This is a genomic window from Streptomyces sp. NPDC037083 (assembly GCF_055606485.1).
Genome location: NZ_JBVJSQ010000012.1, coordinates 74,397 through 87,452 on the forward strand (window position 1 = coordinate 74,397; position 13,056 = coordinate 87,452).

The window sequence follows — 13,056 nt, forward strand, 5'->3', positions numbered from 1 at the left end:
AACCGACGGGCACGATGCATCACTTTCCGCCGGCCCGTGACGGCTGAACCGGACGACCGGCGACGACCGCGGGCGCGACCGCGCGGCACTGCGGCCGCCAGCGCGGTACGCCACCGATGACGCGGGTGGGCGTGGGACATGTCTGTGCTCACTTTCAGCCGTTGCATCTGACCGGACCACCTGGCCGGACGACTCCCAGTGGTCCGCGGAGGCCGAAAAGGTTGCCGCGCGCGCGAAGATTCACAGATTTTTCTGCCGAGGCACGTTGGTCAGAGATCGGGGCCGTCCCGTGAGGGCCGTCTCAGCAGGGCCGTCTCAGCAGGGCCGGCTCAGCGGCTGCGCTCCGCCAGGAGGGCCAGTTCGTCGAGGAAGGCTTCTGCCAGGAGAGCGGCGTCCTGGCTGCCCGAGTTGGTGGCGACGCTCAGGGTGTGGCCCTGGGTGCAGCCTCCCAGGGCGAAGGTGACCGTGTCCGCCGGGGGCACCATGGGGACGATGTCCAGGTGGCGCAGCGGTCGTCCGGCCAGGGTCTGTCCCTGTTCGCGCAGATGGACGTAGGAGCAGGCCGCGGGCGCGTAGGCGGGCGCGAAGATCTTGCCGCCGGCCAGTGCCATCGTCGCCCCGGGAACCGTGGCGAGCGTTCCCTCGACCAGTTTCTCCGAGGTGCGCCGGGGGCGGGTGACGGTGGTCAGCAGGCCGGTGCACGCGGTCAGCCGGGCCGCGGGGTCGGCCAGCGTCACCGGCGCGGGGATCCGCACGTTGGCGAACGCGTTGCCCAGGAACTCCCCGCAGTCGTCGGGGCGTTCGTCGACGGGGACCGACAGCCAGACCTGTCGCCGCTCAAGGGGCCCGCCGGCGGGCCGGGCGGAGTCGGCGGCGGACAGGCGGGACCTCAGGACCCCGGAGACCGTCGCCAGGAACACCTCGTTGGTGGTCGCCGTGCGCGTCGCGGCGGCGTCCCGCGCGGCCCGCAGGACGTCGGTGCGAAGCCGTACGAGGGCGAAGGCGGGCTCCCGGCAGCCGCGGTGCGGCAGGGGCACGGCACGTCCCGTGGTCAGCAGACCGGGCGGGCCGCCCGCCGCCGGGACCGGGCGGGCCGTCCGGCGGCGTGGTCCGGGCACCGCCAGCGAGGCGGCGCCGTCCAGCGGCCGGCCGTCGTCGAAGAGGGCGCGCAGCAGGGTCGTCAGGGAGCGTCCGTCGAGCAGGCTGTGGTGCATCCGGAACAGGAGGGAGAACTCGCCCTGCGTCGAGCCCCGCAGGAGGTGCAGACCCCACGGCGGGCGTCCGGCGGGGAAGGGGGTGTGGAACCACTGCCGCACGGCGTCCCGGAGGGTGCAGTCCGCGCCGCCGACCTGTCGTCCCAGCTCGTGGCCGTCCGCGCGGGCCCAGCGGTGCCGGCCGGTCCACCAGGCCAGGCCCGTCCGGGCGGCGCCCGGGGCGACCAGGGTCTGGGTGAGCCTCGGCAGCGCCTTCCACCGCTCCTCCACCAGCGTCCGCAGCTCGTCCAGCGTGGGCGGGTCGCCCGCGAAGTCCAGGGCGATCCCGGCGTTGGGCGGGCCGAACGGCCAGCGGGCCATCCCCTCTTCCATCAAGGGCAGATGCGATCCGGGCATGAGACTGCTCCTGTCGTGGGCCGTCCCTGTCGTTGGACCGGTCCTGTCGTGGGCCGGCCGCTGGAGGACGACGTCCTGTACCCCCAACGGCCGATGCGACCGCCGGTCACGTGCCGCGCCTCCTCCAGGTGTCAACGCGCGGGCGCTGAGGCTCCCTGATGGGGTGACACTGCAGCAGGTTTGCGGCCGGGAGCGGTGTGCGAGCGCCTTTAATCGGGACTCCGCGTCCTCGTCGGGACGCCCCCTCACCCGTCCTCGGTCCCCGCCCCGGCTCCGCGCCGGACAGGAGTTGCGTGTCGTGCCTGGTACTCGTCCGAATCCCGCGCACATCGCCGTGTTCAACGTCCCGATGCACGGACACGTGAATCCGACGCTGGGGGTCGTCGAGGAGCTCGTACGGCGGGGCCACCGGGTCAGTTACGCCGTCACCGAGGACTTCGTGCACCAGGTGAAGGCGGCCGGCGCCGAGCCCGTGCTCTACCCGGACAGCGGGGACGGCTCGGAGGCGCCCGAGGAGATGGGCGAGGGGTTCGCGCGCGTCGTCCAACTGGCGCTGGCGTCCCTGCCCGCCCTGAACAGGGCGTTCGACCGGGACCGACCGGACCTGGCGCTGTGCGACGTCTACGGTTTCGCGGGCCTGCTGCTGGCAGCCCGCTGGCAGGTGCCGACCGTCGTGGCGTCGCCCACCCACCTCGCCTACGACGGCATCGTCCCCGAGTTCTTCGACGTGCCCGGGCTCCCCCAGATCCAGGGCTTCGGGGAGCTGGCGGCCGCCTTCGCGCAGCACGGGGTCGACGGCGCGCGCATCCACGATCTCGTCCATCCGGAACACGCCGTCGCGTTCTTCCCGCGGGCCTTCCAGCGCAGGGCGGACACGGTCATGGCGCGGAACGTCGCCTATGTCGGGCCCGCGCTGGGGGACCGTTCGTACCAGGGTTCCTGGCGGCCCCCGCGGCCGGACGTGCCGGTCCTGCTGGTGTCCCTGGGCTCCCAGTTCAACCGGCGGCCGCAGTTCTACCGGTCCTGTGTCGAGGCGTTCGCCGAGCTGCCCTGGCATGTGGTGATGTCCGTCGGCTCCGGCGTCCCGGCGGACGAGCTGGGGCACCTTCCCGACAGCGTCGAAGTGCATCCGCACGTGCCCCAACTGGCCGTGCTCGCGCAGGCGAACGCCTTCGTCACCCATGCCGGGATGGGCGGCACGATGGAGGCGCTGTACTACGGCGTGCCGCTGGTGGCGGTCCCGCAGATGGCCGAGCAGCGGGTCAACGCCGCGCAGATCGAGCGACTCCGGCTCGGAGTCCACCTGCCGCGCGAGACGGTCACGCCCGAGGCGCTGCGCGAGGCCGTCCTGCGGGTGTCGTCCGACCGGGACGTCCGCGCGGCCGTGGCCGCCATGCGCCGGGAGATCGTGGAGGCGGGCGGGGCGGGCGCCGCCGCCGACCTGATCGAGCGGGCCCTGTAGCCCCGCAGCCCTTTTCTAGGAGTGACGTCTTGACCCACGCCCTGGCGGCCGACATCCGCCGCGCGAGCACCGTGCCGGACTGCCGACCGCATCTGTATCTGCGCCAGGTCCGCATGAGCGACCTGGACTCCATGAACCATGTGAACAACGTCCGGCTGCTGGAGATGATCCAGGACGCCCACATCGACCTGTTCTACCTGCGCCCCGGACTGCCCGGGCAGGAGGTCCGGCCCCGGTTCGTGTACGCGCGCCACGAACTCGACTACTCGGAGCCTCTGGTGCTGCAGCCGGAGCCCGTCACCATCACGACCACGATCGGGGATCTGCGCCGCTCGTCCTTCCGGCTCACCAGCCGCGTCACCCGCGACACGCAGGTCTTCTGCACGTGCGTGAGCACGGCCGTCGCCTACGACCCGGACGCCCGCCGCACCCGTCGTCTGGAGGAGACGGAGCGCATCCTGGCGGCCCGGCACGCCACGCCGCAGGCGTGACGCGGAGCCGCCGCTCGTCCCCGTTCGGGTCCGCCGGTCGTCCCCGTTCGGGTCCGCCGGTCCGCCGGTAGCCGGTAGCCGGTCCGCGCACGAGCAGGCCCCCGGGGTCGGCTCAGCGTTCGATCCGGACCGGCTGCGACTCGGTGACCTGGTCGACGTCCGACACCCGGATCGTCACCTTCATCTCCCACTCGCCGGGCATGGGCAGGTTGACGGCGTCGGCCGCCCAGTAGCCGCCCCTGTTCGTGATCCTGGAGTCGAGGGGACCGACGTCCTGGTCGGGGAGGCTGAAGGAGATGCGCAGTTCGGGGACGCTGGCGAAGCCGCCGTCGGGGCCGTAGACCACGGCCTGGAGGCTGTTGTCGCCGACCCGGCCCGGGTCGAGGGTGATCTGCACCTTGCCGCTGACGGTGCCGGCGCCCGGGGACCCGAAGGAGAAGGGGACGTTGGTCACGGACGCCACGGGCAGCCCCGCGGACTGCTCCGCCGACGCCGCCTCGGCCGCCGCCCGGCCCGGGAGGGTGCCGGTCAGCACCGTCGTCAGCACGAGGACGACGACCGCGAGCGCGACCTCGGCCAGCACGGAGTGGCGCAACGCCCGCCGCCGGGCCTCGCCGGCCGGGGCCAGGGGCGAGGCGGAGGGTGAGGCGGGGTGCGGGGCGGGGTGCGGCTGTTCGGACGGGAACCTCGCGGAGGACGAGGGGGACGCGGAGGACGAGGGGGGCGAGGAGCCGGCGTCCGGTCCCGGGGGCGTTTCCGCGGCGGAAGCCTTCGCCGACGTCTCCCCCGGCTCTTCCGTCGGCGCCTCCTTTGACGCCTTCGCCGACGCCTTCGTCGACGCGTCCGCGCGGCCGTCCGCCGCGTCGTCCGGCTTCGCCGCACGGTTCGTCTCGTCGTCCGGCAGCTCGTCCGGTGTCCCGTCCGCCGCGTGGCTCGACGAGCCGCCCACCGGCACCGGGACCCGGACTTCCTTCCGCGCCGCCACGGCCGCGGCGGCCGTCACGTTCGTCGTGGCACGCGCCGTCCTCGCGCCGCCGGTCACCGTCCGCCGCGACCACGCCCCCGCGACCAGCAGCAGCGCCACCGCGGCCAGCTTGGCCAGCAGGACCCGGCCGTAGGTCGTGTCCGTCAGGGAGGACGCGGAGCCGAGGCCGCGCCAGGACTGGTAGACGCCCGTCACCACCAGGACCGTCACGGACAGACCCGCCAGCCGGGAGAAGCGGGCGACCACGTGGGAGGGGACGGACGCCCGGTGGAGCAGGGTGAGCAGGGCCGTCAGGCCGCCCAGCCAGGCCGCCATGGCGAGCAGATGCAGCACCGACGACGTCATCGCCGCCGGGACCTGGAGGCCGGCCGACGCGTGCTCGGCGGACGCCCAGGTCAGGGTCAGGCCAACCGCCAGGACCGCCCCGGTCACGAGCGCCGCGCGCGACGGCCGCTCTCCGTTGCGCTCCCGGAGGAGCTCTCGCTGCCGCAGGAGGAGGACCGCGGCAGCCGCCAGCAGGACCAGGCGCGCGACCAGGGCGAGGCCCGGACGGGTGCCGAGCGTGCGGGTGAGGCCCGAGGGGTCCAGCGCCTGCGCCGGGCCGGCGCCGGTCTCGTAGGGGGCGCGCAGGAGGAGCAGGAACACCGTCGATCCGGCGAGTGCCCACCAGCCGGCCTGCAGCAGCCTGCGCAGCGGCCGGGCGTCGGGCGGCCCGCAGACGGCGACGAAGACGGCGGTGCCGATGAGGAGGGCCGCGGCGATGTACGCGATGTAGCGGCCGATGTTGAACAGGCCGCTGGTGGCCGGGTTCTCCACGGAGGCGCCGGGCAGGGCGGGCGGAACGGCGGAGGGCCGGCCGACGGAGAAGGTGAAGGCGCCGGCGATCGGGTGGCTGTCCGCCGACACGACCCGCCAGGCCACCGTGAACGTGCCGGTGCCGAGGCTGTCGGGCAGGGTCACCCGGGCGGTGTCGGCGCGGCCGTCCGCGTGCTCGGACCTGCCTGTCGTCACCCGCTGGTTGTCGGGGTCGAAGACGCGGAAGGAGTCGTCGAGCAGGCCCACCGACTCGGTGAAGGTGAGGGTGATGGAGGCGGGGGCCGTCTTGACGACGCTTCCGTCGGCGGGGTCGGCGCTGCGGAGGGCGGCGTGGGCCGAGGCCGGTCCGCCGCCGAGGAGGAGCAGGACCAGCACGGAGCCCAGCAGCACCAGCCCCTGAAGCCGTCGTCGGCCTGCGCCGCGGGGACCGCCGCCGGCTCGATCCCCGTCCCGGCGACCGCCGTCCCGACGACCGGTGTCCCGGCGACCACCGTCGTGTCGGCCGTCGTCGTGTCGGCCGTCGTCCCGGCGACCACCGTCGCGGCGGCCGTCGTCCTGCCGGCTGCGGCCGTGGCGGCTGCCTTCGCCTTCGTGGCGACCGCCTCCGTGTCGTCCGTCATCGTGGCCTTCGCTCACGTCACCGCTCCGCCTTGCTTGTGACCCTGCCCGACATCGAGACCCGAGCCTCGCGTGCTCGGGATACGTACGCATGCACAGGGCATCCGGTTCACCACGTCGGCCGGGCCGACACCCCGCCGTCCACCACCAGGTCGTGCCCGGTGATCCAGGACGCGAGCGGCGAGGCCAGGAACACACAGGCGTCGCCGACGTCCTCCGGGCGGCCCAGCCTGCCGACCGCGGCCGCCTCCCGCCAGCGCCGTACCCCTTCCGGCCACGCCTCGGCCAGGCCCTCCCGGTCGATCAGCCCCGGCGAGACCGTGTTCACGCGGATGCCGGACGGCCCGTACTCCTGGGCCGCCGCCCGCGCGTGCATCACGACCGCGGCCTTGGAGGCGCAGTAGTGGGCGTGACCGGAAGCCGGCCTTGCCGCCTCGACGGAGGCGATGTGGGTGATGGTCCCGCCGCGTTCCCGCATCACCTCGGCAGCGGCCTGCGTGCAGGCGAACACGCTGGTCAGATTGGTGTCCACGACCGCCCGCCAGTGGGCCGCCGTCATCCCGGGCAGCGGCTGCACCGGCTGGACGCCCGCGTTGTTCACCAGGGCGTCCAGGCGGCCGCCGCCCCAATCGGCGGCCTGCGCCACCAGGCTTCGGCACTCGTCCTCGACGATCAGATCGGCGCCCGGCAGCACGACGGCCCGCTCGCCGGTCTCCCGGATCTCCCGCGCGAGCCGCTGTGCCGCCTCCACACCACTGCGGCAGTGCAGCGCCACCGCCGCGCCCTCCTGGGCGAACCGCAGCGCGATGCCGCGCCCGACACCGCCGGACGCACCCGTGATCAGGGCCACCCGGCCCGCCAGCAACGTCATGGCCGGCACAGTTCCCTGATCAGCGACGCCCGGTCCGGATGACACGCCGTGAGGTGGGCGGCGTCACCGTGTTCGTAGTCCCCGTAGGTGAAACCGGGGGCCATCGTGCAGCCGAAGAAGGTCCAGGCGCCTCCGGCGAGCACCCGCGCGCCCATCCAGGTGCGGGCGGGCACGGTGAGCTGCGGCTGCTGCCCGCCGAGGACGTCCGGGCCGAGCACCGCCGTGCGGGAGGTCCCGTCGGGAGCCAGGAGCAGCAGTTCGAGCGGGTCGCCGAGGTAGTGGTGCCAGACCTCGTCGGTGGGCAGGCGGTGCAGGGCCGAGTAGTCGTCCGCGGTGAGCAGCGCGACGATCGCGGAGCCGGCGGGGCGGCCGTCCGGCCCCTCGGGGCCCGCCCATGTACGGCGGAACAGGCCGCCCTCGCGCGGGATGGGTTCCAGGCCGTAGTGCGCGACGAGGGCTTCCGCGGTGATCGGGGCCGCGGCCGGGACTGCGGCCGGGACCGGAGCCGAGACTGCGGCCGGGACTGCGGCCGGGACTTGGGATGTCACCCGGGGAACGCTACCTCCCGGCGCAGAAATGCCAGTTGAGCCTTCTTCTCCGACAGGTACACGTCCGGCAGGTCGATCTCCGGCAGGGTCACGACCGGGCCCGCCTCGAAGCCCTGCCGCAGGAAGCGGGCCACGGCCTTCTCGTTGCGCACGTCGGGGTCTACCACGACCCGTCGCCGGTCCAGGTCGAGCAGGACGTACGAGGCGAACACGCCCATCAGCGCCGCCGACCAGCCCGGCCGCGCGCCCCGCTCGCCCGCCGGCGCGATGAGGACGTGGACGCCGATGTCGCCGTCCTCCACCTCGTAGACCTCGCCGACGCGGTCCTCGGCCGGCTCGTAGGTCTGCAGGAGGGCGACCGGGACGCCGTCCAGCTCGGTCAGGAAGGCGTGGTGGGTGTCCAGGGTCTCCATGTGGGCGTAGATCTCGGCGACCTGGTCGCACGTCAGGCCGTTCATGCCCCAGAACGCGGCCCGCTCCTCGCTCACCCACCCGTGGACGGTCTGCGCGTCGCCCTCGGGGTCGAGGGGGCGGATGCCGACGGCGCCGAAGCCCTCGACGGCGCGCTCGTGGACGTACGCGCGGGGGCCCTCGTGGCCGTCGACGCGGGGATCGTCGCGGACGTCCCCTTCCCCGTGCTCGTGCTCGTGCTCATGCGGGCGGCGGTCAGCCATGGTCGCTCTCCTTCGTCAGCTGTGCCCAGTCGGTGACGACCGGGGCCAGCTCGCCCTTGAGCCACAGGGGCAGCTGGTCGTGGTGGTGGGGGTGGTCGGGGAGGCCGGACGCGCCGTACGGGACGACCCACAGGCTGTCCTCGCGTCGGGCCAGGTCCCACACGTAACGGGCGGCGGGGCCGCGCGCGGCGAGGTCGGTCCAGCCGGGTACGGCCGAGGTGCACAGCACGCAGTCGTGGTCGCCGTCGAGGGCCGGTGCCTCCTGCGCGGGAGCGGGCAGGGCCCGCCAGGGGGCGAGGCGGTGGGTGTCGCCCCAGCGGGCGGCCGGCCGCCCGGCCGTCTCCCCGGCGATCTCCTCGACGGCCTCCCGTACCAGCCGCTGGCGGTCGATTCCGTACAACTCCCGTGCGCGCATGAGGTGTTCGAGGGCGAAGCCGACGCGCGGGAGGAGGGCCAGCCAGGGGAGGAAGACCTCCGGGTAGGCGGGCGGGGCGGCCAGCGCCGCGAAGGCCGGCTGCGCGGCGAGGCGGCGGACCAGGGCGCTGCGCAGGGCCGCGAAGCGGGCGGCTTCCTGGCTGTCGGCGTCCATGCGGCGATCCCAGCGCAGGAGTCGGTCGCGCAGCTCGGCGGCCGGTGCGCTCAGGTCGTCGAGGGCGGACAGGCGGTCCAACAGGGGTGCCGCGGAGGCGAGATGGGTGTCCGTGTGGATGGCCGGCATGTCGGCGGCCGACCACGTCCGGCGTGCCTCCAGCAGCGCGCGGATACGGTCGGCGCGGTGCGGCGGGGCGAACTCGACGCCCAACTCCGCGGCGGGGCCTCGCTGGTTGGCCATCACGGCGACGCCGTCGGTCAGTCCCGCGCGGGGCATCTCGTGCCAGCCGGTCCACTCGTGGCCGGGCTCCCAGGCGGGCACGAGACGGACGCCGTTGGCCTCGGCGCGCACCGGCACCCGGCCGGCGACCCGGTGCAGCAGGCCGCCCTCGACGTCGGCGGCCTGGACGACGTTCACCGGCTCGGCCCAGAGGTCGAAGGCGCGGTCCACGTCGGCGACCCGGCGGGCCCGGAGCAGGGGCAGGAGCGCCTGGAAGCCCAGGTCGGCGGTGACGCGGGGCGGGTAGCGCAGGGCCAGCGCGAGCGGTGCGCCGTCCTCGAGGCCCTCCGGGCCGCCGGCGATCACCGGCCCCCGTCCGGTCTCCAGGACCTCCACCTCGACGGTCTCCTCACCCGCCACGCGCACGAGTTCGGTGTGCCGGGCCACCCGCCGCCAGACCCCGTCGGGGTCCAGCGCCTCGACGCCCGCGCCGGTGCGGCGCAGCCGTTCGCGGTAGAGGTCCTGGTAGTCGGCCATGGCGTTGGTGATGGCCCAGGCGACCGTGCCGGTGTGGCCGAAGTGCGCGATGCCGGGGACGCCGGGGACGGCGAGGCCGACGACGTCGAACTCGTCGCAGGCCAGGCGGATCTGCTGGTAGACGCCGGGGTCCTCGATGAAGCGGTGCGGGTCGCCGGCGATGACCGCCTGCCCGGTGACCGTGCGTGCGCCGCTCACCAGCCAGCCGTTGCTGCCGGAGGTGCCGGGTCCGTCGGCGGCGAACAGACCGACCGCCTCGGGGCCGAGGTGCCGGGCGGCCTCCTCGCGCCACAGCTTGGCGGGGAACCCGGCGAACAGGATGTGCGTGGCCAGCCAGACGGCCAGCGGGGTCCAGGGCTCCCAGCGGCCGGGGGCGAGACCGACGCGCGTGAACTCGGGGGCGTCGGCCGTCCGGAGCCCTTCGTTGACGCCGTCGACGTACGCGCGGACCCAGTCCGCCGTCTCCGGGTCCCGGCGGTCCAGTTCGTCGAAGCAGCGTCTCGCCGTGTCTTCGATGCGGGCGCGGCGCACGAAGAGGTCCCAGGGCAGGGCCTCCGGGCCGAGGAAGGCGGCCGAGGCGCCCCGCGCGCGGTGGCGTTCGACCTCCAGCTGCCAGGCGCGGTCGCGGGCGGTGACCAGCCCCTGGAGGCGGGCGAGCGCGAGGGCGGAGCCGGCACGCAGATGCGGAACGCCCCAGGCGTCGCGGTGGATCTCGGTGGTCACCCTGCGGCCCCTTTGAGCTTTAGGTTAGGCTTCCCTAAGTAGGTTGTGTCGAAATCGTACGCGAGGGGTGCACAGGACATGGCGCAGGGGCGGGGCTGGGAGGGCGCGGTCCTCAGACTGATGCGGGCGAAGGACTTCACCCTCACGGTGACGGGCACGGAGGAGGTCACCGGCAGCTACCGCCGGCTGCACCTCTCCGACGGCGGACTGCTCGCCGCCACCGGCGTCCATCCGACGATCTGGGTGCGGCTCTGGTTCGAGAACGCGGGCCGGCCCCACCAGCGGGCCTACACCCTGGTCGACCCCGACCCGGCGGCCGGAACCTTCAGCCTGGAGTTCGCCCTGCACGACGGCGCCGCCAGCGACTGGGCGCGGGCGGCGAAGCCCGGCGACACGATCGACGCGACCGTCCAGGGCACCGCCTTCGAACCGCCGGCCCCGGCCCCCTCCCACGTCCTCGTGATCGGCGACCCGGCCGCGCTGCCCGCCATCAACTCCCTGCTCGGCGACGGCGAGGGCGCGCTCGGCTCCGCCCCCGCGACCGTCTGGTTCGAGGTCTCGCCCGACGGCCCCGACGGCCTCCCCTTCCGGACGGACCCCGCCCGCCACGAGATACGGCACGTGCCGCGCGTGGACTCGGGCGCGCACCTCGTCGAGCGGGTCAGGGCGGAGCTGCCCGACCTGTGGCGGGCCACCCCCGACCCGTACGTCTGGATCGCCTGCGACACCCACACCACCCGGACGCTGTCGACGTACCTGCGCAAGGAACTCGGGGTCCCCAAGGAGCGGATGCACGCGCTGGGGTACTGGCGCGCGAGCTGAGGTCCCAGGCGGGATCATCGACGCATGGACGTCACCCTTCACCTCTCCCAGGATCCCGAGGCCGACGAGCTCCTCGGGCGCTCCCCGCTCGCCGCGCTGGTCGGGATGCTGCTCGACCAGCAGGTTCCGATGGAGTGGGCGTTCAAGGGACCCCGGACGATCGCCGACCGCCTCGGCGCCGACGACCTGGACGCGCACGACATCGCCGCCCAGGACCCGGAGTCGTTCGCCGCGCTGCTCTCCGAGAAGCCGGCCGTGCACCGCTACCCCGGCTCCATGGCCAAGCGCGTCCAGCAGCTCTGCCAGTACCTCGTCGAGCACTACGACGGCGACGCCGGCGCCGTCTGGCACGGCGTGGACACCGGCAAGGACCTGCTCAAGCGCCTCGAGGAGCTGCCCGGGTTCGGCAAGCAGAAGGCGCAGATCTTCCTGGCGCTGCTGGGCAAGCAGCTCGGCGTGCGGCCCACGGGCTGGCGGGAGGCGGCCGGCGCCTACGGCGAGGCGAAGTCCTTCCGGTCCGTCGCCGACATCACCGGCCCGCAGTCGCTGGCGAAGGTACGGGCCCACAAGCAGGAGATGAAGGCAGCGGCAAAGGCAGCGAAGGCAGCGAAAGCTGCAACGCCCCCCAAGCCCTGAGCCCCCGGCACCCGGCCCGTACGGCCCACCCCGGGCGGTGCCGCATGCCCGACGGCCCCGCCCGCGCGCCGGGCAGCCCTGTCGTACACCCCCACGCCCCGCGCAGCGCGGTGCCGCATGCTCGACGGACCCGCCCGCGCCCGGCGGCCCGGCCGTACACCCCACCTGCGCCAACGCCCCGCGCTCGACGGACCCACCCCCGCCCGGCCACCCGTCGCCCGCCCCACCCCGGGCGGGCATGTTCGACAGGCCCGCCCGTGCCCGCCCGTGTCTGGTGTCCGCCCATGTCCGCCGATCGGGTGCATCCGGCCCCCGCCGTGCTGAACCCCGAGCGTGTCGTGGGGAGATGACCTCTCATGAGCGCCGCACGCAGTCACTCCCGCAGCCGCGCCTGGCTGCGTGTGCTCGTGCTGCTGCTCGCCCTGCTGGCGCCGAGCGCGCCCGCCGAACTCTCGCCGCCGCCGGTCGCCGCCGCCGAGATCGCCGAGTACGACGTCCTCGACACGGCGCTGCGGCCCGCGCCCTGCACCCATCGCCCCGCCGCGCCCCCGCGTCCCGCACCCCTCCCGGCTCCGGCGCCCGCTGTCGCAGCGGAGCGGCCGCACCCCGCGCCGCCGAGCCCTCCGCACACCCTGCGCGCCCTGCGCACCGTGGTCCTGCGCTGCTGACAGACCCCGCACCGAGGTCAGTCAGTACGACGCCAGGAGCACCAGGAGCACAGCCATGCCCACCGACCCGTACGCGGTCCTGCGCGCCCTGCTGCGCGCGGAGGCCGTCCGCAACACACCGAAACCGCAGGTGAAGCAGCCGAGCCCGCAACAGCCCCCGCAGACGCGGGACCGCTGACCGGTCGGCGGGGGCGGTTTGCCCGGAGCGAACCGCCCCCGCCGGACCGCGCCGCGTCCTGCCCTGCACCCTGCCCCGTGCCCGGGCCGCCCGAGCGCCGGCGACCGGGCGGGCGGTCAAGCGCCCGTCTCGGCTTCGTGAACGCCAATCCTTCGTCCACAGCCTGTGCATACCGGCCGCGTGGAGCGGCCACCCCCGTGCCGGGCCGGCCGAGCGCGTCCGACGCGCCGCCACGCACTTGCGGGACGAGGATGTCAGGATGCGTCCTCCCCGGCCCGCGTGGCAAGACCGTCCGGACGCGCCCACCGGGGCCTGCGTGACGAAGAACACGCCGCCCCACCCCGCCCTGCCCCCTCATCACCCCTTCTCACCCCCGGCCCGGCCCGGCCGCCTCGGGCGGGAGCAGGGGCCGAAGACGGTGGACCGGCGCCGGCCCGCGGCGTGCCATGGCCGGGCCTGCCGAGGTGGGGGACTCGGCCGGAAGCCGTTCGCCGCCCATTTCCGGCCGACTTCACCACCCACTCCCACATCCTCTCCCGCCCTGTCGGCCGCGGTCCGGGGCACCGAGCCCGGGATCCCGGCCTCCTCGTCAGCACGCAGGACCGG

The 13,056-nt window shown here is 74.6% G+C and carries 13 protein-coding genes; 7 read left to right on the top strand and 6 right to left on the bottom strand.

Annotated features, from left to right (window positions below; all coding sequences use genetic code 11):
- Positions 1–329 precede the first annotated feature (329 nt).
- Complete coding sequence (locus tag ACZ7DE_RS28785) at positions 330–1,610, bottom strand: wax ester/triacylglycerol synthase domain-containing protein (RefSeq protein ID WP_470766178.1); 1,281 nt, start codon at positions 1,608–1,610, stop codon at positions 330–332.
- Between the two features lie 298 nt (positions 1,611–1,908).
- Between ACZ7DE_RS28785 and ACZ7DE_RS28790 the strand changes: the two genes are divergently transcribed.
- Together ACZ7DE_RS28790 and ACZ7DE_RS28795 are read left to right on the top strand one after the other, a co-directional pair.
- Positions 1,909–3,072, top strand: a complete 1,164-nt coding sequence (locus tag ACZ7DE_RS28790; RefSeq protein ID WP_470766180.1) for a macrolide family glycosyltransferase — start codon at positions 1,909–1,911, stop codon at positions 3,070–3,072.
- Positions 3,073–3,101: 29 nt separating this feature from the next.
- Positions 3,102–3,563: an acyl-CoA thioesterase gene (locus tag ACZ7DE_RS28795; RefSeq protein ID WP_470766182.1), complete on the top strand. Its 462-nt coding sequence runs from the start codon at positions 3,102–3,104 to the stop codon at positions 3,561–3,563.
- Positions 3,564–3,675: 112 nt separating this feature from the next.
- On the opposite strand, the gene ACZ7DE_RS28800 is transcribed toward ACZ7DE_RS28795, so the two are convergent.
- Entirely contained in the window at positions 3,676–5,754 is a 2,079-nt protein-coding gene (locus ACZ7DE_RS28800) for a copper resistance CopC/CopD family protein (RefSeq protein ID WP_470766184.1), read from the bottom strand.
- Here ACZ7DE_RS28800 and ACZ7DE_RS28805 point away from each other — a divergent pair.
- Entirely contained in the window at positions 5,695–6,024 is a 330-nt protein-coding gene (locus tag ACZ7DE_RS28805; protein WP_470766186.1) for a hypothetical protein, read from the top strand. The genes ACZ7DE_RS28800 and ACZ7DE_RS28805 overlap by 60 nt on opposite strands.
- Before the next feature lie 67 nt (positions 6,025–6,091).
- On the opposite strand, the gene ACZ7DE_RS28810 is transcribed toward ACZ7DE_RS28805, so the two are convergent.
- The 4 genes from ACZ7DE_RS28810 to ACZ7DE_RS28825 form a co-directional block, all read right to left on the bottom strand.
- Positions 6,092–6,853: an SDR family NAD(P)-dependent oxidoreductase gene (locus ACZ7DE_RS28810; protein WP_470766187.1), complete on the bottom strand. Its 762-nt coding sequence runs from the start codon at positions 6,851–6,853 to the stop codon at positions 6,092–6,094.
- Positions 6,850–7,323, bottom strand: coding sequence for a cupin domain-containing protein (locus ACZ7DE_RS28815; RefSeq protein WP_470766550.1), 474 nt, complete (start codon positions 7,321–7,323; stop codon positions 6,850–6,852). The genes ACZ7DE_RS28810 and ACZ7DE_RS28815 overlap by 4 nt, the downstream gene beginning before the upstream one ends.
- Before the next feature lie 74 nt (positions 7,324–7,397).
- Positions 7,398–8,075, bottom strand: coding sequence for a GNAT family N-acetyltransferase (locus ACZ7DE_RS28820; protein WP_470766189.1), 678 nt, complete (start codon positions 8,073–8,075; stop codon positions 7,398–7,400).
- Positions 8,068–10,146, bottom strand: a complete 2,079-nt coding sequence (locus tag ACZ7DE_RS28825; RefSeq protein WP_470766191.1) for a penicillin acylase family protein — start codon at positions 10,144–10,146, stop codon at positions 8,068–8,070. Before ACZ7DE_RS28825 ends, ACZ7DE_RS28820 begins: the two co-directional genes overlap by 8 nt.
- A gap of 78 nt (positions 10,147–10,224) precedes the next feature.
- Here ACZ7DE_RS28825 and ACZ7DE_RS28830 point away from each other — a divergent pair, with 78 nt between their 5' ends.
- From ACZ7DE_RS28830 to ACZ7DE_RS28845, 4 genes are all read left to right on the top strand, one after another.
- Positions 10,225–10,968: a siderophore-interacting protein gene (locus ACZ7DE_RS28830; protein ID WP_470766193.1), complete on the top strand. Its 744-nt coding sequence runs from the start codon at positions 10,225–10,227 to the stop codon at positions 10,966–10,968.
- A 24-nt stretch (positions 10,969–10,992) separates the two neighbouring features.
- The gene (locus ACZ7DE_RS28835; protein ID WP_470766194.1) at positions 10,993–11,604 is read left to right on the top strand and encodes an HhH-GPD-type base excision DNA repair protein; all 612 of its coding nucleotides are present in this window, start codon (positions 10,993–10,995) and stop codon (positions 11,602–11,604) included.
- A gap of 356 nt (positions 11,605–11,960) precedes the next feature.
- Positions 11,961–12,272, top strand: coding sequence for a hypothetical protein (locus ACZ7DE_RS28840; protein ID WP_470766195.1), 312 nt, complete (start codon positions 11,961–11,963; stop codon positions 12,270–12,272).
- Positions 12,273–12,327: 55 nt separating this feature from the next.
- Positions 12,328–12,450 carry a hypothetical protein gene (locus tag ACZ7DE_RS28845; RefSeq protein ID WP_470766197.1) on the top strand — a complete coding sequence of 41 codons (123 nt, stop codon included), beginning with the start codon at positions 12,328–12,330 and terminating at the stop codon, positions 12,448–12,450.
- Positions 12,451–13,056 lie beyond the last annotated feature (606 nt).

Coding starts and splice junctions, on each gene's coding strand:
- ACZ7DE_RS28835 (WP_470766194.1), top strand. CDS start 10,993: ATGGACGTCACCCTTCACCTCTCCCAGGATCCCGAGGCCGACGAGCTC.
- ACZ7DE_RS28810 (WP_470766187.1), bottom strand. CDS start 6,853: ATGACGTTGCTGGCGGGCCGGGTGGCCCTGATCACGGGTGCGTCCGGC.
- ACZ7DE_RS28785 (WP_470766178.1), bottom strand. CDS start 1,610: ATGCCCGGATCGCATCTGCCCTTGATGGAAGAGGGGATGGCCCGCTGG.
- ACZ7DE_RS28840 (WP_470766195.1), top strand. CDS start 11,961: ATGAGCGCCGCACGCAGTCACTCCCGCAGCCGCGCCTGGCTGCGTGTG.
- ACZ7DE_RS28820 (WP_470766189.1), bottom strand. CDS start 8,075: ATGGCTGACCGCCGCCCGCATGAGCACGAGCACGAGCACGGGGAAGGG.
- ACZ7DE_RS28830 (WP_470766193.1), top strand. CDS start 10,225: ATGGCGCAGGGGCGGGGCTGGGAGGGCGCGGTCCTCAGACTGATGCGG.
- ACZ7DE_RS28845 (WP_470766197.1), top strand. CDS start 12,328: ATGCCCACCGACCCGTACGCGGTCCTGCGCGCCCTGCTGCGCGCGGAG.